We start from the raw sequence: 24,154 nt of genomic DNA, 5'->3' as shown, positions 1-24,154 counted from the left end.
CGTCTTCGCCGAAGCCCTGGCCGCCCTGGTCTAAAAAGTTTTTTCAGGTTTTTTACAATTTAATCTTGACTTTTGCGGCTTTTTCGCATCTTTCTCGTCCCATCCCCAAAATTCTTTTTTCGGGATGCAGAAATGCGAAAATTAACCGGCGGCCAAAGCGTCCCTATCAGCAGTTCCAGTGCAGTTTCGCCGGATGGGGTTCGTCCGGTATGCAGGCCTTTTGCAAAGAGGCGTAGGCCCTTTGGAACTCCACAGCGGCCAGCTCTTCGTACTCCTCCGCGGTCCTATCCAAACCGGCTTGGCTATATGCGATAGCCGCAGCCCCATAAAACAGATAGCCCAACGCATTGGTCGGCGTCTGGACGGTAGAACAGGCCACAGAAACCGCGCGGGCCGCCGCCTGCGCAACCGGACGGTCCGCTAAAGCGCGGGCGACCTGCGCCGCCTCCCGGAGCAGCGACTTGAGTTCATTCAGTGACGTTTGTCCCTTCCCATATGCTTCACAAGCAGCCACCGTTTCCGCCAAGCGCCGTTCCCCCGGGCACGCCGCTTCAAAAACCGGCAGATAATGGGCTTTCGCATAGGCGACCGCCCAATCCGCCAGCGTCTTCTTACTCTGCGTCTCCATCAGCCGCATCAGGGAGCGGCACTCTTCCGATTGAATGTTTCCAAGCATCTTTCGCAAGTTCGGCATCGCGGTGGCCTCCTATCTTCTTTAAAAATCCTCCCGTCTCACAGCGCGGCCATTGGGCCGCTGAAAAGCAGAATGGCTGCCTCATTGAAACGCATGGAACTGTTCGTCGTAGAGGTTCGTCCGCCGGATCTGCGTATACAGATCCAGCCCCAATTCTTTTTGAACCGCCTCCAACAGCAGGCTGGGGTTGACATTCATCTCGCTTCCTGCGGGGAGCATGGCCCGAATCTCCACCTTTCCCTCCACAGGGCACACCTCCACACGGTCCAGATACGGGCGGATGTCGAAGTCGATAAACCCACTTTTGGTGTGCTTGGGGACAACAAGCGAATCCCGGTGAAACAGCTCTGTCAGCTGCTGGGCCAATGTGCCAGCGTCCCGGCCCTCGGGGTCCACGGTCATCACAAACGAGGCATACGCGATCTTTCCCGGTTTCATCACCGGGTCCGTCACAGCAAACACCGGCAAATCGTCCGGCATCGCCGCGTTTAGGCGCTCCAGCAGCTCTTCGTTGGACAAGTTGTCGTCCTCCAACTTGATGTCCACGCTTTCGCGCTCGCCCGCCACGCCCAGGGACAGCGGCAGCGCAAAGGTCAAAAGCGCGCGCGGGTTAAAGCCCTGCGTATACCACAGCGGGATTTTCGCGCGATGAATCGCCCGCGACATACAGCGGGTCAGGTCCAAATGGGAGATAAACCGCGTGGTCCCAATCTTCCGGAACCAGATTCTAACGGTCCTCATAGCAGATCCCTCCCTTAAAGCAAGCTGCGCCGCAGGCGGAACACGCCTCGCGGCAATTCGGAGTTGTGGTGTCCGCATAGGCCCGCTGGCATTCCCGGATTAGGAACTCCTTTCGGATGCCGTAATCCAAATGGTCCCAGGGAAGCACCTCATCAAAACTCCGGCGGCGGTTGGCATAAAACGCCGGGTCCACCCCGCAGGCTTCAAACGCCTCCATCCAGCGTGGAAGCGAAAAATAATCGTTCCACCCGTCAAACTTGCATCCCATCCGATGCGCTTCTTCCAACACAGCGCAAAGGCGGCGGTCGCCGCGTGCAAACACAGCCTCCAAAAAGCTGGTGTCCGCATCGTGGTAGTTGCAGGTGATTTTCCGCGTCTTGACCGACTGCACCAGATGGCGCTGCTTTTCGTGCAGCAGCGGGATGGGGTCCTGCGGCTCCCACTGAAACGGGGTAAAGGGCTTCGGCACAAAGGAGGACGCGCTCAGCGTGACCGACACACCGCGTCCCTTCGGCTTATTGGGATTGGAATAAAAGGCATTGACCACCTTCTGGCCCAATTCCGCAATCCCCGCCACGTCGTCCATGGTTTCGGTCGGCAGTCCGATCATAAAGTAGAGCTTGATGGTGTTCCAACCGCCGGAAAACGCCATATTCACCGTCTTCATCAGCTCGTCCTCTTGGACATTTTTGTTGATCACGTCGCGCAGGCGCTGGGTGCCGGCCTCCGGCGCAAACGTCAGGCCGCTCTTTCGCACGGATTTAATCTTCGTCATCAATTCATTGGAAAACCCATCCACCCGCAGGGAGGGCAGGGACACGCTGGTCTTTTCGTCGCGTGCCCAGCTCAGGAGCTGATCGAGGAGCTCGTCGATCTTGGTATAGTCGCTGGTGCTCAAAGACGAGAGCGAAATCTCGTTGTATCCCGTGCTGTCGCAGAGGGCGTGGCACTGACGGTCCACCACCTCCACCGACTTCTCCCGCACTGGGCGGTAAATAAACCCGGCCTGGCAGAAGCGGCAGCCACGGATGCAGCCGCGGAACACCTCTCCGACCGTCCGGTCGTGTACGATTTCAATGTACGGCACAACAAATTTCTCCGGGAAATACGAGCGGTCCATATCGAGCATCAGGCGCTTCTTGACTGTCGCGGGCACTCCTGGCTCCGGCGTTACCGCAGCAATGGTATGGTCTTCGTTGTACGTAACCGTGTAGAGGGACGGTACATAGACTCCCTCGATCTGCGCTGCGGCCCGCAGGAATTCCTCCTTGGAGCGCCCTTCCTTTTTATAAGCGCGGTATAGGTCGATCACTTCCAGATCGACCTCCTCCCCCTCTCCAAGGAAAAAGAGATCGACAAAATCGGCCAGCGGCTCCGGATTGCAGGTGCAGGGACCGCCCGCCACGACCAGCGGCGAAAGCCCTTTCCGGTCTGCACTGCGCAGCGGGATATGCGCCAGATCCAGCATATTCAGGACATTGCTGTAGCTCAGTTCATATTGCAGCGTAAATCCCAGTATATCGAAATCGTGGATGCTGTCCTCGCTCTCCAACCCAAAGAGTTCCATTCCATTCCTGCGCATCTGCTCTTCCATATCCACCCAGGGGGCGAATACACGCTCACACCAGATATAGTCCTTTTCATTGAAAAGGCTATATAAAATCTTCATGCCCAGATGGGACATCCCGACCTCATACGTATCTGGAAAGCAGAAGGCAAACCGCACATCGACTGCATGTTTATCCTTTACCACGCTGTTCCATTCCCCGCCGGTATACCGCCCCGGCTTCTGCACCTTCATCAATATCTTTTCAAGCTCAGGCTTCATTCTTTTTTCTCCCGTTCTATCGCATTTGAAGCTTTTTGGCAATCTTGAACTTTTATTATACTGTAGTCGTGTCTGCAATGCAACGCCTATCTACCCGTTTTCCTTCCTCTTGTCTGGGTTGGCAGCTGTTTATCGCCTTAAACATAATAATTAAACAACACCGTATATTTCAGAAGTTTTTCTGCATTCCTTGAAACAACGGAACCCCGGAGGCTGTCCTTCGGGGTTCCGTTGCTTGATTGTTTCTTATTCCTCTGTACAGCTGACCGGGGTGTATCCCGCGTCTTTTACCGCATCCATCAGAACCTGATCGGATACCTCTTTCGCAAGGGAAACCGTGGCTGTTTTCTTCTCCAGGTCCACCACCGCTTCCTGCACACCGTCCACGCCCTCCAGCGCCTTTTGTACATGCATCTGGCAGTGCGCACACATCATGCCTTCTACAACCAATACTTTTTTCATTTCAATCGTTCCTTTCTGTTGGTTCAATTCCTGCACAACAGGAACTGAAGGATGGTTTATCTCCGGCAGAGAGGCTGCCGGGGGTTCTGCGACCTGTGGCTCCATCCCCTTCCGTTTGAAGAAGCGGAGGCGCAGGGCGTTGGTTACAACACAGACCGAGCTCAAGCTCATGGCCGCTGAACCGATCATCGGGCTCAAGCGCAGGCCAAATGCAGGGAACAGGACGCCCGCTGCAACCGGGATACCCAGGATGTTATAGAAAAAGGCCCAAAACAGGTTCATGTGGATGTTTCGCACTACAGCGCGGCTCAAGTCGATCGCTGTCGCCACATCCTCCAGGGAATCCTTCATCAAAACTACGTCCGCCGACTCGATGGCAATATCCGTACCAGCGCCGATCGCGATGCCGATATCCGCGCGGGTCAACGCGGGTGCATCGTTGATTCCGTCGCCCACCATGGCGACCTTATGCCCCTGTTCCTGCAAGGCCCGGATGTTGGCCTCCTTTTCGGTCGGCAGTACATCCGATATGGCCTTCTCGATGCCGAGCTCCTTGCGGATGGCCTCCGCGGTCACCCGGTTATCGCCTGTCAGCATCACGACGTGCAGGCCCATCTTGGAAAACTGCTGGATCGCCGCCCGGCTGGATGCACGCACCGTATCGGCCACGGCAATCATTCCGACAATCTTGCCGTCCCGCGCGAACAGAAGCGGAGTCTTTCCTTCCTCTGCCAACTTGGTAACGGCATCGCGGGCTTTTTGCGCCGCGGCATCCTTTACCAGAAGGTTATTTTCCTCCATGAACGCCACATTGCCAGCCAGGTATGCATGCCCGCGGACCGTTGCACGGACGCCGCGGCCTGCTTGCGCCTCAAACGCCTCCGCTTTGGGAATCGAGATACCGGATTGCTGGGCGCGTTCTACCACGGCCTGCGCCAGGGGATGCTCGCTGCCAGTCTCAACCGCCGCAGCCTCTTCCAGGAAGGTCTGCTCCGTCATGGCAGCATCCAGCACAACAATGTCGGTCACGGACGGATGGCCGGAGGTAATGGTTCCGGTTTTATCCAACACGATGGTATCTACCGCATGAAGATTCTCCAGGCTTTCAGCGGATTTGATCAAAATGCCCATCTCGGCGGCCTTCCCCGTTCCGACCATGATGGCCACCGGCGTGGCCAGTCCCAGTGCGCACGGGCAGGAGATCACCAGCACGGAGATGGCGTTCGACAGGGCAAATTCAAAGCTTTGCCCCACCAATAGCCAGACAATGGCGGTGACAATGGCGATCCCGATCACCGTTGGTACGAATACGCCGCTGACCTTATCCGCCAGCCGCGCGATCGGCGCTTTGGAATTGCCCGCTTCGTCCACCAGCCGGATGATCTGGGAAAGCGTTGTATCCTCGCCAACCTTGGATGCTTGGAACCGAAATGTTCCATTTTTATTGATGGTGGCGGAGATCACCGGATCGCCGGGATTTTTCTCTACCGGGATGCTCTCCCCGGTAATGGCCGCTTGATCCACATAGCCGTGACCCTCTATGACCACACCGTCCACCGGGATGCCTTCGCCTGGGCGGATGACGACTATATCCCCGGCGATGACCTGCTCCGCCGGGATGGTCTGTTCCACGCCGCCGCGGATAACCACCGCATTTTTCGGCGCCAGATCCACCAGTTTCCCCAGCGCATCCGAGGTCTTGGATTTGGACTTTGCCTCCAAATACTTGCCGACGGTCACCAGGGTCAAGATCATTGCGGCGGATTCAAAATAGAGGGCATGTGCGTATTCATGCACCAACGCCATATCCCCATGGCCGAACCCGTAGGCCATTCGGAACATGGCAAAAATCCCGTAGACGAGCGAAGCGCCCGATCCAATCGCAACCAGAGAATCCATATTGGGTGCCCGATGAAATAGAGACTTGAACCCATTCTGGAAAAAGTGCCGGTTGATAAACAGAATGGGAATCGTAATCAAGAGCTGCGTCAGAGCAGAAATCAAGGCATTTTCTGTCCCGACCAAAAAACTTGGAGCTGGCAGCCCCATCATCGGCCCCATGGCGACATACATCAGTGGGATCAATAAAACGACCGACGTTACCAGCCGGTGCTTCATACTTTTCCGGCTTTCTTCCGCCCGGTCTTTTCGCGCCTGCCATTCGCTGCGGAATCCACTCTCCTTGGTCTCCGTTTGCTGCGGCAAGGCCGCGCCATAGCCGATCTTCTGGACCGCTGCGATGATCTCCTCCGGGTGGACCTGCGCCTCATCGTAGGAAACTGTCATCTGGTTCGCCAAAAGGCTGACATTGACGTCCTCGACCCCCTCCAGCTTTTGCACGCACCGCGTGACATTCGCTTGACAGGCCGCACAGGTCATGCCGGTGACATTGTATTTTTCTGTTTTCATAATCTCTTCCCTCCTCTATCACTTCAATTTCTTAATCAGTTCCAATGCTTCATCGACCACCTGTGTGTTGCCCTGCCGAATCTGCTCCACGACGCAGGTTTCCAGATGGTCCTGAAGGACCAGGTAACCAAATGCCTGCAGCGCGCTTTCCACAGCAGCAACCTGCACCAGGATATCCCCGCAATAGCGGTTGTCTTCCAACATCTTCCCAATGCCGTTGAGCTGCCCAATCATCCGCTTTAAGCGGTTTTGCAATTGGCGCAGTTCCTGATCCCCGCGGGGTGTCGCTTTATAATGGCAACCGCATGCAGTGGTTTCATTGGACGGTTGTAAAGATTCTTGCTGCTGGTTCATCCGAATATCTCCTTTCAAATACCCCCTTAGGGTATTTTGGATTTATCTCCATTATAATACCCCTATAGGGTATTTTCAAGTCCTTTTTGAGGAGAACTGCAAATTTTCTTTCTGCATCCCGTTCCATTCAGCCAAACACTCCGTCAAATGGTTCATTGATTAGCGGTTATTTCTCCTCTGTTGATTTCTGTATATGCCTATACTATAATAAGCGAATAAGCGCTGAGAGCCAATGGAATGGCCGTATGAGATTTACGGTTATCTACACGATACAAATCTTCTCCATATAATAATGATAGGCTCGTCCATGAAACAAAGAGAGAGAAAGGTTCTTTTCGTTTCCAGTCAAATGACAACCGACAGGTGGACCACTTTGGTTCAGATGAAACGAAAAAGCGTTTTATCCCCTTCTGCCAGCGCAATGATGGATCGGCAGCACTTTGCAGAAAAGGCAATAAGAAGCTTCATGGATGAAGTTTATAAGTATATGGGCTTGTAATAGGACTTTCGTCACAATACGTGAAATACTAGACTTTTATAAGGATTAAATTTGGAGCATATCTACTTTGTTTATACTTTCGTTAAAAATCCCTGTTATGATAGCTCGAGTAAACCGTGCAAAATAAATGGAAATGAGGCCGCTCTATGACACATTTTTCTCCTGACAGCAACTTAGGACTAACTTCCGAACAGGTCGAAGAAAAACGACGCGACGGACGACAGAACACCGAACCGGAAAAAGTGACCAAAACAACCGGGCAAATTTTGAAGGACAATATCTGCACGTTGTTTAATCTGTTTAACGTGCTGATCGCCGTTGCCCTGGCGCTTGTCGGCGCGTGGTCCAATATGCTCTTTATTCTGATCATTGCCCTCAATACGCTGATTGGCATTGTGCAGGAAATCCACGCAAAAAAGCTCGTGGACAAGCTCTCTCTCTTATCCATGCCGATGGCAAAGGTGGTCCGGGATGGGAAGCTTTCGGAAATCCCGGTGTATGAGCTGGTCGAGGAAGACGTCATGGAATTGAGCGGAGGGAACCAGGTTTGCTCCGATTCTGTAATCCTGTCCGGGGCGGTCGAAGTGAATGAATCCCTCTTAACCGGCGAATCCGATCCCATACGGAAAGCTGCCGGAGACCATCTTTTATCCGGAAGTTTCATTATCAGCGGAAAATGCCGTGCCTGCGTGGAACATGTGGGGATGGAAAATTACGCTTCCAAGATTGCACATGAGGCCAAAAAGCTGCGTGGCGTACATTCCGAACTGCTTTCTTCCATGCGTAAGGTCACCCGGTTCACAGGCTACTTGATTCCGCCTTTGGGGATTCTCCTGTTCCTCGAGGCATTCTATTTGCGCGGTGACCCGATCAACCATGCGGTTGTGTCGACTGCCGCTGGGCTTCTCGGTATGCTGCCAAAGGGCCTGGTGCTGCTCATCAGCATCAGCCTCGCTGTGGGGATCATTGCGCTTTCCAAAAAGAAAGTGTTGGTGCAGGAGCTGTTTGCCCTGGAGACGTTGGCGCATGTGGACACTTTATGCCTGGACAAAACCGGTACGCTGACCGAGGGCAAAATGCAGGTAGAAGAGGTGGAGTTGACCGATATTGGGCGTTCGATGCCATTTGATGAAATCATCGGCTCCTTTCTCCACTATACAGATGACAACAACGCGACGTTCCAGGCCCTGCAAGCGCATTTCGCACAAAAGGAAAGCTTTGCGCCCGTACAAAAGATTCCATTTTCTTCCGATCGGAAATGGAGCGCGATTGCATTCGAGGAGTTCACCTTTATCATCGGCGCTCCGGAGCGCCTAGCTGGTCCTGAGCTGGGGGACCATTTCGAAAAGGAGCTCAACGCGGGGAAACGTATCCTCTTAGCCGGGATTACGCCGGAACCCGTTTCGCCGGACAAGCCGCTGCCGGAAATACACGTGCTTGCGTCCATCGTGATCTCCGACCCCATCCGCCCCAATGCCGCAGAAACCCTGGCCTACTTCCAACAGGAGGGTGTGGACTTAAAGCTCATCTCGGGAGATAACCCGGTAACTGTATCCGCTTTAGCGGCGAAGGCAGGGTTTCCCGACGCCGGCCGTTTTATCGACATGAGCAGTGTAACAGAAGAGGCCGATCTGGAAAAAGCGGTCCAGGAGTATTCGATTTTTGGGCGTGTTTCCCCCCTGCAAAAGAAGCAAATCGTACAGTCCCTACAAAAGCACGGGCATTCGGTAGCCATGACCGGCGATGGGGTAAACGACCTTCTCGCCCTGCGGGAGGCCGATTGCAGCATTGCCATTGCGGAGGGCAGCGACGCCGCCCGGCAGGTATCGCAAGTGGTTTTGTTGAATTCCGATTTTTCCTCCCTCCCCTCTGTTTTGAGCGAAGGCAGGCGGGTGGTCAACAACATCACGCGGGTGGCGGGGATATTCTTTGTCAAAACGATCTATTCCGTTTTGCTCTCCATCGTGTGCCTCCTGCTAAACATCCCGTTCCCCTTTGTCCCGATCCAAATCACGCTGATCGACTTGGTTATTGAAGGCTATCCGTCCTTCTTTATGTCCTTTGAACCGGACAGCAGGAAAGTATCCGGACGGTTCCTGCCCTCCGTCATGGCGCGCGCCTTGCCAAATGCGATCTCAATTTTGGTTTGTTTCCTTGTTTTTCTCGGAGTATCGCCGCTGTTGCAAATTTCTGTGGAACAGTCCAGTATACTCCTTTATTTGCTAGTCGGAACCGTTGGAATCCAGGCGGTATTCAAGGCGAGTTGGCCTTTGAACAAGCTGCGGGTGTTCCTTTGCTCCACTATGACGGTTGGATTTTATGCAGCGGTTCTCCTGTTCCACAAGCTTCTCCAGGTCTCCCTTCCCACCACAGAGACCTTACTCCTGTTTGCCGGTTTTGCCCTGCTCAGCTTCTTGATTGAACGCGGCGCGACCGTGTTGATTCAGTGGTTCTGCCGCCATAGAGCTGCCCATAAACATACAACCAATCCCACCAGATAACCTCATAATAACGCCAAAAAAGCAGGGAGTAACCCCTATCGAAGAAAGGGGGCCACTCCCTTCTTTATTTGTATCCGCCTATTTAAATGCAAGATCTATGGAATGCTATTTTGGGGTTCCCGCTTCACAGAGTTTCTTCTGCGCAGGAGCTGTTCAGTCGATCAACATGGCATCTCCAAAGCTGAAAAACCGGTATTTCTCCTGTACCGCTGTGCGATAGGCGCGCATAATATTGTCGTATCCGGCCAAAGCGGAAACCAGCATGATCAGCGTGCTCTCCGGCAAATGGAAATTGGTAATCAGCCCGTCCAGCACCCGGAATTGGAAGCCGGGGTAGATAAAGATATCGGTCCATCCAGCGCTCTCGCGGATGCAGCCCTCCTTCAAGGCAATGGATTCCAGCGTGCGGCAGCTGGTTGTCCCCACTGCAATGACGCGTCCGCCGTTGCGTTTGGTCTCATTGATGAGGTCTGCCGTCTCTTTGTTCATCGCATAGTGTTCGGAATGCATCTTGTGGTCGGAAACATTCTCGACCGTCACCGGGCGGAACGTCCCTAAGCCCACATGGAGGGTTACAAAAGCGGTTTTGATCCCCTTTTGCCGGATGCGCTCCAAAAGCTCGGGCGTAAAGTGAAGCCCTGCCGTTGGCGCGGCGGCCGAACCCACTTCCTTTGAATAAACATTCTGGTAGCGTTCCTTATCCTTGAGGTCTTCTGTGATGTAATGCGGCAGCGGCATCTGTCCAATTTGATCCAGAATCGCATAGAAATTCCCCTCATAGTGGAATTCTACAATCCGGTTGCCGCCCTCCACGACGTCCAGTACGTCCGCGCGTAGGAGGCCGTCGCCGAATGTAAAATGCGTGCCCGGCTTTGCGCGCTTTCCGGGCCCGGTGAGTACCTCCCAGGTATCCCCTTCCCGATGGGTCAGCAGAAGGAATTCCACCTTGGCGCCTGTCCCATCTTTGATCCCATAAAGCCGTGCCGGAAGGACGCGGGAGTCGTTCAAAACCAGGCAATCCCCAGGGTTCAAATAATCGATTACATCGTAAAAATGCCGGTGCTCCATCTCTCCCGTCTCTTTATGTAAGACAAGCAGCCGCGAAGAATCCCTCGGCTCCAGCGGGGTCTGGGCGATCAGCTCCTTGGGCAGGTCATAGTAAAAATCGTGGGTACTCCAATTGCGTTTTGTCTCTTCCATTTTGAATGCTCCTAAAATTTATAAATTCTCTTTCCTGTAAATCGTACAAAGAAGAGGGAAAAACTTTAACAAAGAATAAATTGACAACCCTGAACGTGCATGGTATGATGGTGATAACTTGAATAGTAAGGAAGATAGAGGTGCGGTTTTAAAGAGTAGCACGCGGGAGGGGGCCAAAACCCGGGAACGCCTGCGAAAGGGAAAACCGCCGAAGGAGAACGGCGTTTGGCCGGCGTTCTTCTGGGGGCAGCAGTGAAAAACGCTGCAACTGTCATCATAAGATTTATGGTGGAGCGCTATCGGCAGTATGTCCCATTGGGAATACCGAGCAAGTTCTATTATATTGATTTGATGACCGGTTTTCAACCGGTTTTTTTATTGTATTTTGCAGGAGCCGCCTCTCTTTGGAGCATCTTCTGAAAAATGTAGAACTTTCCACAGGTTTGGATGCATATCCAAGCCGGTTTTGGAAAGAAAGATTCTTGTTTCAGGCTTATGAAGACAGAAATCTGTTTCATTCCGATTCTCTCCATTCTGTCTTTTCTCCCTGTCAGGTTCTTTCTCTTTCGTTATTCCCATATCATCATATAGGAGGAAATGTGTCATGAAAACATATCAGGTTGGAATCATCGGAGCAACCGGCATGGTAGGCCAACGGTTTGCAACGCTCTTGGAAAATCATCCCTGGTTTCACGTCAAAGCGCTCGCTGCGAGCGGCCGGTCCGCCGGCAAAACCTATGAGGAGGCTGTGGGAGACCGCTGGGCCATGAGCACGCCCATGCCGGAATCCATGAAAAACATGGTTATCTTCGACGCCACTGCCGACGTGGAGAAGATCGCTTCGATGGTGGACTTTGTCTTCTGCGCAGTCAACATGAAGAAAGACGAAATCAAAGCGCTGGAAGAGGCGTATGCAAAGGCGGAATGCCCGGTCATGTCCAACAACAGCGCGAACCGCGGGACGCCGGACGTCCCGATGATCATCCCGGAGATCAATGCGGACCACGCCGCTGTGATCGACGCGCAGCGCAAGCGCCTTGGAACGAAGCGCGGCTTTATTTCCGTCAAATCCAACTGCTCATTACAGAGCTATGTCCCGGCAATCCATCCGCTGATGGACCTCAACGTTACAAATGTGCTCGCCTGCACCTACCAGGCCATCTCCGGCGCTGGAAAAACCTTCAAGACCTGGCCGGAAAGCCTCGACAATGTCATCCCCTACATCGGCGGCGAAGAGGAAAAGTCCGAGCAGGAACCCCTCAAGATCTGGGGCCATGTGGAGGACGGCAAGATCGTAAACGCCACCTCCCCGTGCATCACCTCGCAGTGCCTGCGCGTACCGGTCTCCGACGGCCACACCGCAGCGGTGTTTGTCTCCTATGAGAAGAAGATCGAACTCGAGGAAATCATCCATCGTTGGGAAACGTACAAGGGCGTTCCCCAGGAGCTCCAGCTGCCGAGCGCACCCAAGCAGTTCCTGCACTACTTCCGCGAGGACGACCGCCCGCAGTCCCGCCTGGACCGCAACCTGGAGAACGGCATGGCGGTCTCCATCGGCCGTCTGCGTCCGGATACGCAGTATGACATCAAGTTTGTCTGTCTCTCCCACAATACCCTGCGCGGCGCGGCGGGCGGCGCGGTCCTGATGGCGGAGCTGCTCTGCGCAAAGGGATATTTGGACTGATCCAAAGGAACACCGATACATGTAATTCCCATTTCTGAATCATGAATTGGAGGCCCTATTATGAAGAAACTCGTCTATACCGGTTCCGGCGTGGCGCTGGTCACGCCCATGCACAAGGACGGCTCCATCAATTATGAAAAATTTGGGGAGCTGATCGAATTCCAGATTAGCCACGGCACCGACGCCATCATCGCCTGCGCAACGACCGGCGAATCCCCTGTCCTGAACCACGAGGAACACTGCAAAGCGCTGGAATACGTGATCCAAAAGGTAAATAAGCGCGTCCCAGTCATCGCCAGCACGGGCAGCAACGATACCGCCTATGCCGTACAGCTCTCCCAGGAGGCGGAGCGTATGGGCGCGGACGCTCTTCTCTCGGTAACCCCCTATTACAACAAGACTTCCCAGGCGGGTCTCGTTCGCCATTATACATACATCGCAGACCGTGTGAACCTGCCGATCATCGTGTACAACGTGCCCTCCCGCACCGGATGCAATATCAAACCGGAGACGTATTTGGAACTCTCCAAACATCCAAATCTGAATGCGGTCAAAGAGGCCAACGGGGACATTTCTTCGGTGGCCAAGACGATCGCGCTCTGCGGGGACGATTTCTATGTCTATTCCGGCAACGATGATCAGACCCTCCCGATGCTCGCATTGGGCGGTAAAGGTGTGATCTCCGTGTTTGCCAATGTTTTGCCGCAGGAGATGCACGACCTCTGTGCATCGTTCCTTTCCGGAGATGCGGCGAAGAGCCGCGAGCTGACGCTCAAATATGTGGAATTGATGAACGCGCTCTTCATGGACGTTAACCCGATCCCGGTCAAAGCCGCTATGAACGAGATGGGCTTTGATGTGGGCGACTGCCGTTTGCCTCTGACCACCATGAGCGAGGCGGCGCTCAATCAGCTCCGTGAAGTTCTCAAAAAGTATCAGTTGATCTAAGAAACCATTACCATTCGGAGGACGTAAAATGACAAGGATTCTTCTCTGCGGATGCAACGGCAAAATGGGCCGTGTCATCGCCGCATGTGTGAAAGAACGGGAAGACTGCAAAATTGTCGCTGGAATTGACATTCACACCGATCCCTTTGGGGATTTTCCCGTCTATGCCTCCCCTTCCGAGGTGCAAGAGGAAGCGGACGTTGTGATTGATTTCTCCCATCCGGCGCTGCTCTCTCCCCTATTGCAGTTTGGTTTAGAACATAAGCTTCCCCTGGTGCTCTGTACCACGGGATATAACCACGATCAGGTCAATGCGCTAAAGCAGGCCTCGCACAAGATTCCGGTGTTTTATTCCGGCAATATGAGCTTGGGGATCAACCTGCTGATTGGACTCTCCAAGAAAGCGGCACAGGTTTTGGGCGAAGATTTTGACATTGAGATTATCGAAAAGCATCACAACCAGAAAATTGACGCCCCCAGCGGGACCGCGCTCATGATCGCAGACGCGATTTCTTCCGTCGAAGACCGCCAGATGACGTATATGTACGACCGCCATTCCCAGCGCAAAAAGCGCGATAAGAATGAAATCGGGATGCATTCCGTGCGCGGCGGTACCATCGTCGGCGAGCACGAAGTGATTTTCGCCGGGCCGCATGAGGTCATCACCCTTTCCCATTCCGCACAGTCAAAAGAGATTTTTGCCAACGGCTCGATCAACGCAGCGGTATTTCTGGCAAAGCAACCTGCCGGACTGTATGATATGTCCGACCTATTAAAGTAAAGGGGGATACGATCATGGAACAAACGGTTATTACAACCCTCAGTGACATCACACTGGTCAACCTGCAAAATTGCCCTGTGGCGCTCAATTCCATCGCCAAGATCTTTCAGAAGATTTCCGACCTGGGTGTGAATGTGGATATGATCTCCCTCGCCCCCTCCCATGGAGCGTATACGACCATTTCCTTCACCATCGACGACGAGGATCTCGGCAAAATCTTAAAGTTCACCTCCGCCCTGTATGACAACCACGATATCAAAACCATCGTCAGCAGCGGCAATTATAAAATCGCAGTACACGATGAACGCATGAAGAACACGCCCGGCGTAGCTGCAAAGGTGTTACAAGCGGCCGCAGAGGTAAATACCGACATTCGCCTCATCAGCACTTCCGATGTGGAAATCTCCATGTTGGTGACAGCCGCCGACTTTGAACAGGCGCTGGAGTCGATCGAAAAGCAGATGGGCTGAAAAGTGCTCGATTTTTCCATTCTATTTCTATAATGTTTCATCTTTGGGGTTCCGCAGGACGATCCTTTTGGTTCGGACTGCGGAACCTCTTTTGTTTTCCGGTCAAATATCCCGTTTGATTTTTCCGAGCGCTCCTTTTTCCAGACGCGATACCTGCGCCTGGCTGATGCCGATCTCCGAAGCGACCTCCATCTGGGTCTTCCCCTGGAAAAACCGCATGGATAAAATGCGTTTTTCCCGGTCGCTCAGGTCGCTGATCGCCTCTTTCAGGGCAATTTCATCCAGCCAGTTATTGTCGTCGTTGTTGTCCCCCACCTGATCCATCACATAGATGGTGTCCCCTCCATCGGAAAAAACCGGCTCGTACAGGGAAACCGGCTCCACGATGGACTCCAGCGCAAGGACCACATCCTCCCTTGGGAGATCCAGCTCCTCGGCGATTTCCTCGATGGTCGGCTCCTTGTTGTTTTTCGCGGTCATTTTTTCTTTGACCTGCATCGCCTTATACGCCGTGTCGCGTAGGGACCGGCTGACACGGATGCTGTTGTTGTCCCGCAGGTATCTGCGGATCTCCCCGATGATCATCGGAACGCCGTAAGTAGAAAACCGTACGCCCTGGTTCATATCAAAGTGATCGATCGCCTTGATGAGTCCGATACAGCCCACCTGGAAGAGGTCGTCCAAATTCTCCCCGCGGTTTGTAAAACGCTGGATGACACTGAGCACCAAGCGCAAATTCCCATTGATTAGCTCTTCGCGCGCCTGCTTGTCCCCTTCCCTGACACGGCGCAGCAATTCCGTCTTTTCTTTTTCGGTCAAAACTTTGAGCTTTGCGGTATTCACCCCGCAGATATCCACCTTATTGTACACAGCGCATTCCTCCCATCCGGCTTTCGCATTCATTATTGCCATGATCGGATAGGAACATGCACCAGTAAAAAAGGAAAAAGGCGGTGGAACAGCATGTTTCCACCGCCTAATAGCAAGGGAAAGCCGCGCCCCGCGCGGCTTTCCCTTGCTTAAATCCAAATGAAAAAATTTTTCAACGAGCGCTCGCCCACCGTTTGATGCTCAACGGCAATAGTTCTCCAGATAACTTTCAATGCTTTCTTGTATGATCTCCTTCGCACGCTCTACGCCGAAAACATTGTCAATCGCGGTCGTCTTTCCCTCCAACGCCTTATAGACTGAGAAAAAGTGGGACATCTCGTCGAAAATATGCGCAGGCAATTCGCTGATGTCCTTATAACCGTTGTAGGTTGGGTCATTGAATGGGATGGCAATAATTTTTTCATCTTTACTACCGTTGTCCTCCATGCTGATGACACCAATTGGGTAACACCGCACCAGGGAAAGCGGATGGATATTCTCGGAACAAAGCACGAGGACGTCGAGCGGATCGTGATCTTCCGCATAGGTGCGCGGGATAAAACCGTAATTGGCCGGATAGTGCGTGGATGTATACAAAATGCGGTCCAAAAACAGCAAACCGGTCTCCTTATCCAGCTCATATTTTGCTTTGCTTCCCTTAGTTATTTCAATAACTGCACAAAAATCGTCCGTCTTGATTCGTTTTGGGGAAATGTCATGCCAGATATTCATCCAAATTCCTCCTTTTTTTGGCTGTCTATAAATTCTGCCGCCGTTTATTTATATTGTATCATTGCGCATAAAAAGAATCAATGTATTTCCAGGGAATTTTATACAAATCCATAAAAAGCAACCTTCCCAGAAGTTTGCATACACCTCTCGCATGTTCGGCATTCTCTCCGCATAGATATACTACGATCAGTAGAGCAGGAGGAGTGTTCCATGAATTGCAGAATCGCGGACATGCGGCACAAAGAGGTTATCAACACCAAAGACGGCACACGTATTGGGTATGTGTGCGATGTGGAGATCGACACCGTTACCGCGCGGGTCCTCTCTTTGGTCATCTATGGCCGGCTGCGCTTTTTTGGCCTGCTCGGCCGTGAGGATGATATTATTATCAAATGGCAGGATATTGAAGTAATTGGTGACGAAACGATTCTGGTATGTTATAATGATTTTTACCGCGTAAAAAAGAAGCCGCATCTCTTCGGAAGCTGAGCGAATCTGTGATCTTCCGAAAAAATATTGCAATCCCTGTTGGATTGTGGTATAATAATGCGCGCAAAACACACGCCAGCGCTGGACGAACCGGTGCTTCGAAAGGGATTCCTTGAAGTTCTGCGTCCAAAACAGAGCGCGGCGGCGGAAAAACCAAGGAGGATTTTATTATGGCAGTCGTATCTATGAAACAGCTTTTGGAGGCCGGTGTACATTTCGGCCACCAGACCAGAAGATGGAACCCGAAAATGGCTCCCTACATCTTCACCGAGCGCAACGGCATCTACATCATCGACCTGCAGAAGACCGTTAAGAAGCTTGAAGAAGCGTACAATTTCGTCCGTGATCTTTCGATGGAAGGCAAGTCCGTCCTGTTCGTCGGCACCAAGAAGCAGGCGCAGGAATCGGTCCGTGATGAAGCCGAACGCGCTGGCGCTTACTTTGTAAATGCAAGATGGCTGGGCGGTATGCTCACCAACTTCCGCACTATTCGCCGCAGAATTGACCGTTTGAACCAGCTCAAGGCGATGGAAGCGGACGGCACGTTTGATCTGCTCCCGAAGAAGGAAGTCACGAAGCTCCAGCTCGAAATTCAAAAGCTGGAAAAATTCATGGGCGGCATTAAAGATATGAAGCAGCTCCCCGGCGCATTGTTCATTGTGGACCCGCGCAAGGAGAGAATTGCGGTTGCAGAGGCAAAGAAGCTCGGCATTCCGATTGTTGCAATTGTTGATACCAACTGCGATCCGGACGAAATCGACTATGTCATTCCGGGCAACGACGACGCAATCCGTGCGGTTAAGCTGATCTCCGCAACAATGGCCAACGCGATCATCGAAGGCAGAGAAGGCCAGATGGGTTCTGCTGAAGCGCAGGAAAAGGAAAATGAGACGGACGAGGTCGCAGGCTAATTGGATGGGGGGTTCCCTATCTATTTGAAAAGAATTTTGATCAAATAGCGCCGGGGAGACCACTTTCCGGCGCACTTAAAAAACGGAGGGATCAATCAATGGCTGCTTTTACAGCAAAAGACGTTGCAGCACTTCGTGAGAAGACCGGCTGCGGAATGATGGACTGCAAGAAGGCACTGACTGAAGCAAACGGCGATATGGACGCCGCTATCGATTTCCTGAGAGAAAAGGGCCTTGCCGCTGCTACAAAGAAGGCTGGCCGTATTGCCGCAGAGGGCGTTGCGTTTGCATGCACCAATGAGGCGAAGAATGTTGGCGTTGCCATCGAAGTAAACGCGGAAACCGACTTTGTTGCGAAGAATGCGGATTTCCAGAACTTTGTAAAGACCTGTGCGGATACGGTTATCTCCGAGAATCCGGCAGATGTGGAAGCACTTCTGGCTTGCAAGGCGGCAGGCACCGACATGACCGTCGATGCATTGCTGAAGGAAAAGATCCTGACCATCGGCGAGAATATCAAGATCCGCCGTTTCCAGCGCTATGAGGGTACGGTTGTTTCCTATATCCATGGCGGCGGCAGAATCGGTGTTTTGGTGAAGTTTGAGACTTCTCCGGAAGTTGCTGCAAAAGAGGGCTTCGAGGAGTATGCAAAGAACATCGCTATGCAGGTTGCTGCAATCAACCCGTCCTATTTGGACGAGGCTTCCGTCCCGGCTGACGTTGTGGAGCATGAAAAGAAAATTCTCACCGAGCAGGTGATTGAGTCCGGCAAGCCGGCCAATATCGCTGAGAAGATCGTTGTTGGCAGACTCGGCAAATTCTTCAAGGAAGTTTGCTTGGTCGACCAGGCATATGTGAAGGACGGCGATCTGTCCGTTCAGCAGTATACTGCAAACACGGCAAAAGAGCTTGGCGGCGACATCAAGATCGTTGCATTTGTCCGCTTTGAGAAGGGCGAAGGCCTTGAGAAGCGCGAGGACAATTTTGCAGACGAAGTTGCCAACATGATTAAATAAGCTTTTCCCAACAGCAGATAAACAGCGCGGAAGCTTCTCCGCGCTGTTTTTTGTTTCTCTTGTGTTTCCATTTGCTGATTTTCGTTCATTGCAGCTTGGCCGATTTCCCTCTTCATCTATTGCGCTAGGAATGTAACGGCAGGAGGCATCACATAACCGCGTCCAAAGGGATCTTTCTCCCTAAGAGACCGACAAAATTTTGTCCTTGTGCCGCGAAGGGCTATCCCTTTGGTAAATTTTCAGTTATAATAAAATACGAAAAGAGGTGAACCATATGCCATCGTCCAGGCGCTGCGCATCCCGAAAAAAGAACGATTCCCCTCCCATCCATCCACCGAAGCAGGTGCTGCGCCTGATGGAATTGCTGCAAAGGCAAGGATATGAGGCCTATGCCGTTGGCGGATGTATACGGGATAGCCTTCTGGGGCTTTCCCCAAACGACTGGGATCTCACTTGCTCTGCCCTTCCGGAGGAAACCATACGAGCTCTGCCCGGCTACCAGGTCCTTGCCACCGGCCTACAGCACGGGACCGTCACCGTAGTCGCGGACGGTATGCCCGTAGAGATCACCACCTACCGTGTGGACGGCACCTACTCCGATGGACGGCATCCGGACTCCGTCACCTTCTCCCGCAATTTGGTGGACGATTTGGCACGCCGCGACTTTACGGTAAATGCAATCGCCTACCATCCCAGCAAAGGGCTTGTGGACCCCTACAACGGATTACACGACTTGCACAGCCGCACTCTGCGCTGTGTCGGAATCCCGGAACAGCGTTTTCAGGAGGACGCCCTGCGGATTCTCCGCGGGCTTCGTTTTGCTTCTACCTTGGGATTCACCATCGAAAAGAAGACGGCCTATGCAATGTTCCAGCAAAAAAACTTGCTGCATCAGATCTCCGAAGAACGGATTCAAGTTGAATTTGGCAAGCTGCTGTGCGGCAAGGACGCAGAGCGCATTTTGCGGAAGTACCAAAGTGTCATTGCCGTCTTTCTTCCGGAAATTACCCCCATGGTCGGATTGGAACAACACAGCCCATATCACATATATGATGTATGGGAGCATACGCTTCATGCAATCTCCGCCATTGCGCCAAGGCTGGAGTTGCGCCTCGCCATCCTGTTTCATGATATCGGAAAGCCGCGATGTTTTTCCATGGATGCCAAAGGGATCGGCCATTTTTATGGGCACCAGAACCTCGGGGCAGAAATCGCAAAAACCGTATTGACACGTCTGCGATTCAGCAAAGAAACCATCCGCACCGTAGCAACCCTGGTCAAGTACCACGATGTATCGATCACCGACGAGGAGGTCCGCGTCAAACGCTGGCTAAACCGGCTTGGTGAACCGCTGTTTCGTATGCTGCTCGCGGTCAACCGCGCGGATACAGCTGCACACTCCCCCGCCGCAGCCCTCCGCATGGATATGATCGACCGGGAAGCTGCCGTTCTCGATCACATTCTCGCAGAGCAATCCTGTTTTCAATTGAAGGACCTTGCAATCCACGGAAAGGACTTGCTCCAAATAGGCGTTCCAGAGGGACCGGAGGTGGGCCGCTTGTTGCAGGAATTACTGGATTCGGTCTTGGAAAACCGCTGCGAAAACCGGTTGGAATCCCTTCTTCCTTTGGCAAAACAGCTGGCATTCTCTCGGAAGGGAACGGAGGGATAAACGCCGTGGCCGAATACGTTACACATACATTGGAGCCCTTGTATGACGGGGAGTCGCGTGTGCTAATCCTTGGCACCATGCCCTCCCCAAAAAGCCGTGCCATTGGCTTCTACTATTCCCATCCGCAAAATCGCTTTTGGCGCGTGCTCGCCGATGTATTTCAGCAAGCTCTCCCCGTCTCTAAGGAAGAGAAAGCAGCATTCTGCTTGCGCAACCACATTGCTCTGTGGGATGTTCTGCGGAGCTGTGCCATAGAAGGAGCGGACGACGGAAGCATCCGGCAGCCGGTTGCGAACGACTTATCCTCACTCCTACAGGAGACCCATATCCACACCATCTGTACAACGGGGACAAAGGCCGCCGCTCTCTATAAACGTCTGTGCCTGCCTTCTACCAGGCTTCCCGCGGTTTCACTTCCATCCACCAGCCCGGCGAATTGCCGCCACTATACATACGCGCGGCTTGTTGAGGCATACTCCATTTTGCCGGGTCTATGTTCCGAAACAAAGGATTGAATAAACCCCCTTCCAGGTTTGAAACGGAAGGGGGTTCATTCGTTTTGCTACAAAAATTTTCGAAATTTTGCGTGACATTTGTTTCATTTTATTGTATAATAATGACAGTTCAATTCAAAATATTTTCTACTTTATTGTGCAATATGAGCTTTGTTTGCCGCTGAAAACGGGCTCTCTTCTTCCTTTTCTTATTTATTTTATTCTTACTCAGCGGAGATTGGAGTTTTTTCAGATGTGGGCTTACGAAAGTGTTTTCTATCAAATCTATCCCCTTGGTTTCTGCGGGGCGCCAAAACAAAACGACGGGATCCTCACACCGCGCATTCAAAAAGTGCAGGACTGGATTCCTCATATTTTGGACTGCGGTGCAAATGCCATATATTTCTCTCCGATTTTTGAATCCGATGCGCACGGCTATGATACGCGCGATTACCGCAAAATCGACTGCCGCCTCGGTACCAACGAGGATTTTGCGTCCGTGAGCAAGGCGCTCCACCAAAACGGAATCAAGGTGGTCATCGACGGCGTATTCAACCATGTGGGGCGTGGTTTCTGGGCTTTCCAAGATGTATTAAAGAATCGGGAAAACTCCCCCTATAAGGATTGGTTCCATATCAACTTTGGTGGGAACGACGGTTATAACGATGGCCTCTGGTATGAGGGCTGGGAAGGCCACTATGAGCTAGTGAAATTGAATCTGCGCAATGAAGCGGTGATTGAGCATCTCTTCTCCTGTATTCGCAGCTGGGTCGAAGAATTCGACATCGACGGCCTGCGGTTGGACGTGGCCTACTGCGTGGACCGCGACTTTCTCCGCCGCCTGCGCAGCTTCTGCGACACCTTAAAGCCAGATTTCTTCCTGGTTGGCGAAATTCTCGGCGGGGATTACAACCAGATTATGAACGACCAGATGTTGCATAGCGCAACAAACTATGAATGCTATAAAGGGCTCTATTCGAGCTTAAATTCCATGAACCTGTTCGAGATCGGCCATTCCCTTCTGCGCCAATTCGGCCCGGAAAACTGGACGCTCTACAAGGGAAAGCATTTGCTCAACTTTGTGGATAACCACGACGTCGTCCGCATCGCAAGCAACCTGAACAACGAAAAGCATCTTCCCCTCATTTACGCGCTGCTCTTCGGCATGCCCGGTATCCCCTGCATCTACTACGGCAGCGAATGGGGCGCTGAAGGAAAAAAAGAGCATGGCAGCGACGACTCCCTCCGCCCCTGCTTTGAAGCGCCGCAGTGCAATGCACTAACCGAATGGATCGCCACATGCGCAAAAGCGCATAAGGAAAGCAAAGCGCTTTGCTATGGCGATTTCAAATCTCTGATGCTGACCAATAAGCAGTTCATCTTTGAGCGTTCCTTTGAGGGACAGCGTGTGCTGGTGGCGGTCAATGCGGACGGAGAGGCCTATGATGCACACTTCAATGCCAACGCAGGCCGGGCCCGCGATCTGCTGACCGGCCAAACACACGACTTCGGCGGCGGCAGCAAGCTTCCTCCCTACAGCGCTGCATACTGGGAAATCTATTGATGGTATGAAATAAAAACCACTCGCACCCATTTTTCATGTGGTGCGAGTGGTTTTTATGTACCTATTTTTTGTCAGCTGACCCGTTCCAGGTCTTTGCGCAGCCGTTCGATGATGCGTTTTTCCAACCGCGAGATGTAGGACTGTGAGATTCCCAAGCTATCGGCTACCTCTTTCTGGGTGTGCTCCTTGGTGTGGTTTAGCCCGAACCGGAGCTGCATGATCTTTTTTTCGCGCGGCGCCAGATGATCCACCGCATTCAGCAGCAGATCGCGCTCCACCTCCTGCTCCAGCCCATGGTTCACGGTATCCTGTTCGCTGCCCAAAATATCGGAGAGAAGCAGCTCATTGCCATCCCAGTCCACATTCAGCGGATCGTCGATCGAAATCTCATTTTTCTGCTGGGAACTTTTGCGTAGATACATCAAAATCTCATTTTCAATGCAACGGGATGCATACGTCGCCAGCTTGATCTTGCGCTCCGGGCAAAAGGTATTCACCGCTTTGATGAGGCCGATGGTCCCGATGGAAATCAGATCCTCCACATTTGCCGTGCTGGATTCGAACTTCTTTGCAATATATACCACCAGGCGCAGGTTGTGGGTAATCAGCGGTTCACGGGCATTTTTCTTCCCTGCAAGGATGTTTTCCATCACGGCCGCTTCCTGCTCCGCCGTGAGGGGCGGCGGTAAAGTCTCCGGCCCGTTGATATAGTGGATTTCCCCCCGCACGCGGAATCGGAGCAACCAGAACGACCCTTTTTCGCGCAACCATTGGATCAGGTTGCCTGCTTTTTTTAGAAACACATACTCCCCTTTTGCCGCTGCCGTTCGGCATAGAACACTGCATCCTTTTGTCCACGGCCAAATTTAGACAAAAGGAGGATTCAGGACAATAGGTCCGGATGAAGCAACGCCTGGAACTCCCCATTGGAAAGCGGCTCTTGGCTCACCGCGATATATACGTCTCTCGTCTCTATAACCCGTTTGCCTGCGGAGATCACCAGCTTTTCCGGCCGGAATGCGGAAAGGACGCCCCCACCCCCGACCGCTCCATAGGGCACCAGGCGGAAAGCTGTCTGTTCCTGCTGCTGAGGAACCACCGCCTGGACCGCCTCTTCCTGCACCACGACCACCGGAAAGCCGGAAAACGGTTCGGTCAGGGTATTTCCCGTGTCCACTTTTGCGGTGCAGCGGCTTTCCTGCCCGCCTCGTTGGATCGTGATCGGGCAAAACAGCGCCTCTGGGCGCTGCCTTCCAGTGATCCGCTGGACTAGCCGGATGGCGAAATAGCAGGCCACGGTTGCACAGAGCAAAAACAGTGGAGAAACATCAAAGTAAACAACGGAATTTTTGATCAGAAGGCCTTGCGGCGCCACAAAATACCAGAGGCAGAGCATAAAACCAGCGAATGCAAAGCTCGTCAGATAAAATCCCGCCAATGCCCGCAGGAACATTTTCCAGCTCTGTATGGGGAAAGCCAGCCAAACGATGGTCGCGGACATCAGCAGTTTGACGAGGAGGGATAGAACCGGATGCAACTCCGGCAGAAAGATGCTCAAAGCGTAAAAGGCACCCAAGACAGCCCCTGCAACCATCCGTCCACGCTTTGCCGGGATATGTAAGAAGCGTGCAACCGCAAGCAGCAAAAAATAATTGATGAATAGGTTTACTCCAATCAATACATCCAGATAAACGGTTTGCGTGTGTCCCATCCCCCCTTTTTTCTTTCCAAGGCGGTCATTTCCAGCGCTCTTTCATTATAGCGGTTTGTTTTTGCTATTTCTGTCAAAAACAGAGGGAGCTTTTCCATTTCCTTTGGCGGAAACGTGGGCAGGG

Annotated in this window: 24 protein-coding genes and 1 riboswitch; of the genes, 12 read left to right on the top strand and 12 right to left on the bottom strand. The window is 52.6% G+C overall.

The features are described from left to right. Window positions 1-166 precede the first annotated feature (166 nt). The 6 genes from I2G69_RS05105 to I2G69_RS05080 all read right to left on the bottom strand — a co-directional run bounded on the left by I2G69_RS05105 (window position 167) and on the right by I2G69_RS05080 (window position 6,615). The gene (locus I2G69_RS05105; RefSeq protein WP_195560343.1) at window positions 167-694 is read right to left on the bottom strand and encodes a putative immunity protein; all 528 of its coding nucleotides are present in this window, start codon (window positions 692-694) and stop codon (window positions 167-169) included. Between the two features lie 81 nt (window positions 695-775). Next, window positions 776-1,435 (bottom strand): TIGR03936 family radical SAM-associated protein, encoded by a 660-nt coding sequence (locus I2G69_RS05100; protein WP_191405466.1) that lies wholly within the window; start codon window positions 1,433-1,435, stop codon window positions 776-778. Continuing rightward, complete coding sequence (locus I2G69_RS05095; RefSeq protein ID WP_191362810.1) at window positions 1,422-3,263, bottom strand: TIGR03960 family B12-binding radical SAM protein; 1,842 nt, start codon at window positions 3,261-3,263, stop codon at window positions 1,422-1,424. Before I2G69_RS05095 ends, I2G69_RS05100 begins: the two co-directional genes overlap by 14 nt. A gap of 246 nt (window positions 3,264-3,509) precedes the next feature. After that, a complete protein-coding gene (locus tag I2G69_RS05090; protein ID WP_191395957.1) occupies window positions 3,510-6,134 on the bottom strand; it encodes a heavy metal translocating P-type ATPase in 2,625 nt (874 codons plus the stop codon). 18 nt (window positions 6,135-6,152) lie between these two features. Then, on the bottom strand, window positions 6,153-6,488 hold the full coding sequence (locus I2G69_RS05085) for a metal-sensing transcriptional repressor (RefSeq protein ID WP_191448219.1): 336 nt from the start codon (window positions 6,486-6,488) through the stop codon (window positions 6,153-6,155). After that, window positions 6,451-6,615, bottom strand: a complete 165-nt coding sequence (locus I2G69_RS05080) for a hypothetical protein (RefSeq protein WP_195560342.1) — start codon at window positions 6,613-6,615, stop codon at window positions 6,451-6,453. The genes I2G69_RS05085 and I2G69_RS05080 overlap by 38 nt, the downstream gene beginning before the upstream one ends. 246 nt (window positions 6,616-6,861) lie before the next feature. On the opposite strand from I2G69_RS05080, the gene I2G69_RS14400 reads away from it, so the two are divergent. Together I2G69_RS14400 and I2G69_RS05075 are read left to right on the top strand one after the other, a co-directional pair. Continuing rightward, on the top strand, window positions 6,862-6,987 hold the full coding sequence (locus tag I2G69_RS14400) for a hypothetical protein (protein ID WP_273700999.1): 126 nt from the start codon (window positions 6,862-6,864) through the stop codon (window positions 6,985-6,987). Window positions 6,988-7,133: 146 nt separating this feature from the next. Next, window positions 7,134-9,488: a cation-translocating P-type ATPase gene (locus tag I2G69_RS05075; RefSeq protein ID WP_195560341.1), complete on the top strand. Its 2,355-nt coding sequence runs from the start codon at window positions 7,134-7,136 to the stop codon at window positions 9,486-9,488. Window positions 9,489-9,641: 153 nt separating this feature from the next. Here I2G69_RS05075 and queA read toward each other — a convergent pair whose 3' ends face one another. Beyond that, on the bottom strand, window positions 9,642-10,688 hold the full coding sequence (gene queA, locus I2G69_RS05070) for a tRNA preQ1(34) S-adenosylmethionine ribosyltransferase-isomerase QueA (RefSeq protein ID WP_195560340.1): 1,047 nt from the start codon (window positions 10,686-10,688) through the stop codon (window positions 9,642-9,644). A gap of 127 nt (window positions 10,689-10,815) precedes the next feature. After that, a riboswitch (Lysine riboswitch) is annotated at window positions 10,816-10,995 on the top strand. Window positions 10,996-11,050: 55 nt separating this feature from the next. Then, entirely contained in the window at window positions 11,051-11,206 is a 156-nt protein-coding gene (locus tag I2G69_RS14180) for a hypothetical protein (protein ID WP_237966552.1), read from the bottom strand. An 86-nt stretch (window positions 11,207-11,292) separates the two neighbouring features. Between I2G69_RS14180 and asd the strand changes: the two genes are divergently transcribed. From asd to I2G69_RS05045, 4 genes are read left to right on the top strand one after another with little or no spacing between them, the layout of a single operon-like run. Next, a complete protein-coding gene (asd, locus tag I2G69_RS05060) occupies window positions 11,293-12,372 on the top strand; it encodes an aspartate-semialdehyde dehydrogenase (RefSeq protein ID WP_195560339.1) in 1,080 nt (359 codons plus the stop codon). Window positions 12,373-12,432: 60 nt separating this feature from the next. Next, window positions 12,433-13,320, top strand: coding sequence for a 4-hydroxy-tetrahydrodipicolinate synthase (gene dapA, locus I2G69_RS05055; protein ID WP_087233360.1), 888 nt, complete (start codon window positions 12,433-12,435; stop codon window positions 13,318-13,320). A gap of 28 nt (window positions 13,321-13,348) precedes the next feature. Continuing rightward, window positions 13,349-14,101, top strand: coding sequence for a 4-hydroxy-tetrahydrodipicolinate reductase (gene dapB / locus I2G69_RS05050; RefSeq protein WP_087233357.1), 753 nt, complete (start codon window positions 13,349-13,351; stop codon window positions 14,099-14,101). Window positions 14,102-14,115: 14 nt separating this feature from the next. Further along, window positions 14,116-14,571, top strand: coding sequence for an ACT domain-containing protein (locus I2G69_RS05045; protein WP_195560338.1), 456 nt, complete (start codon window positions 14,116-14,118; stop codon window positions 14,569-14,571). Between the two features lie 102 nt (window positions 14,572-14,673). Here the strand turns inward: I2G69_RS05045 and sigG are convergent, their stop codons facing one another. Further along, on the bottom strand, window positions 14,674-15,441 hold the full coding sequence (gene sigG, locus I2G69_RS05040; protein WP_172749656.1) for an RNA polymerase sporulation sigma factor SigG: 768 nt from the start codon (window positions 15,439-15,441) through the stop codon (window positions 14,674-14,676). Window positions 15,442-15,642: 201 nt separating this feature from the next. Further along, on the bottom strand, window positions 15,643-16,173 hold the full coding sequence (locus tag I2G69_RS05035; RefSeq protein ID WP_087233351.1) for an inorganic diphosphatase: 531 nt from the start codon (window positions 16,171-16,173) through the stop codon (window positions 15,643-15,645). A 210-nt stretch (window positions 16,174-16,383) separates the two neighbouring features. Here I2G69_RS05035 and I2G69_RS05030 point away from each other — a divergent pair, with 210 nt between their 5' ends. The 6 genes from I2G69_RS05030 (at window position 16,384) to I2G69_RS05005 (ending at window position 22,319) form a co-directional block, all read left to right on the top strand. Then, window positions 16,384-16,662 (top strand): YlmC/YmxH family sporulation protein, encoded by a 279-nt coding sequence (locus I2G69_RS05030; RefSeq protein ID WP_087233349.1) that lies wholly within the window; start codon window positions 16,384-16,386, stop codon window positions 16,660-16,662. Between the two features lie 170 nt (window positions 16,663-16,832). After that, entirely contained in the window at window positions 16,833-17,573 is a 741-nt protein-coding gene (rpsB, locus tag I2G69_RS05025; RefSeq protein WP_087233346.1) for a 30S ribosomal protein S2, read from the top strand. Between the two features lie 98 nt (window positions 17,574-17,671). After that, a complete protein-coding gene (tsf, locus tag I2G69_RS05020) occupies window positions 17,672-18,589 on the top strand; it encodes a translation elongation factor Ts (RefSeq protein ID WP_087233343.1) in 918 nt (305 codons plus the stop codon). A gap of 274 nt (window positions 18,590-18,863) precedes the next feature. Beyond that, complete coding sequence (locus tag I2G69_RS05015; protein ID WP_195560337.1) at window positions 18,864-20,261, top strand: CCA tRNA nucleotidyltransferase; 1,398 nt, start codon at window positions 18,864-18,866, stop codon at window positions 20,259-20,261. A gap of 5 nt (window positions 20,262-20,266) precedes the next feature. After that, a complete protein-coding gene (locus tag I2G69_RS05010; RefSeq protein ID WP_195560336.1) occupies window positions 20,267-20,776 on the top strand; it encodes a DNA-deoxyinosine glycosylase in 510 nt (169 codons plus the stop codon). A 232-nt stretch (window positions 20,777-21,008) separates the two neighbouring features. Continuing rightward, window positions 21,009-22,319 carry an alpha-amylase family glycosyl hydrolase gene (locus tag I2G69_RS05005; protein WP_195560335.1) on the top strand — a complete coding sequence of 437 codons (1,311 nt, stop codon included), beginning with the start codon at window positions 21,009-21,011 and terminating at the stop codon, window positions 22,317-22,319. A gap of 71 nt (window positions 22,320-22,390) precedes the next feature. On the opposite strand, the gene sigE is transcribed toward I2G69_RS05005, so the two are convergent. Further along, window positions 22,391-23,095: an RNA polymerase sporulation sigma factor SigE gene (sigE, locus tag I2G69_RS05000; protein ID WP_442856116.1), complete on the bottom strand. Its 705-nt coding sequence runs from the start codon at window positions 23,093-23,095 to the stop codon at window positions 22,391-22,393. A gap of 107 nt (window positions 23,096-23,202) precedes the next feature. After that, entirely contained in the window at window positions 23,203-24,030 is an 828-nt protein-coding gene (locus I2G69_RS04995) for a sigma-E processing peptidase SpoIIGA (protein WP_191405313.1), read from the bottom strand. Between the last annotated feature and the right edge of the window lie 124 nt (window positions 24,031-24,154).

Origin of the sequence: Anaeromassilibacillus sp. D41t1_190614_C2 (genome assembly GCF_015558525.1) — a bacterium.
In the GTDB taxonomy this organism is placed as follows: domain Bacteria; phylum Bacillota; class Clostridia; order Oscillospirales; family Acutalibacteraceae; genus Anaeromassilibacillus; species Anaeromassilibacillus stercoravium.
The sequence above is the reverse complement of the archived record's forward strand: the minus strand, read 5'-3'. Positions and strand labels throughout refer to the sequence as shown.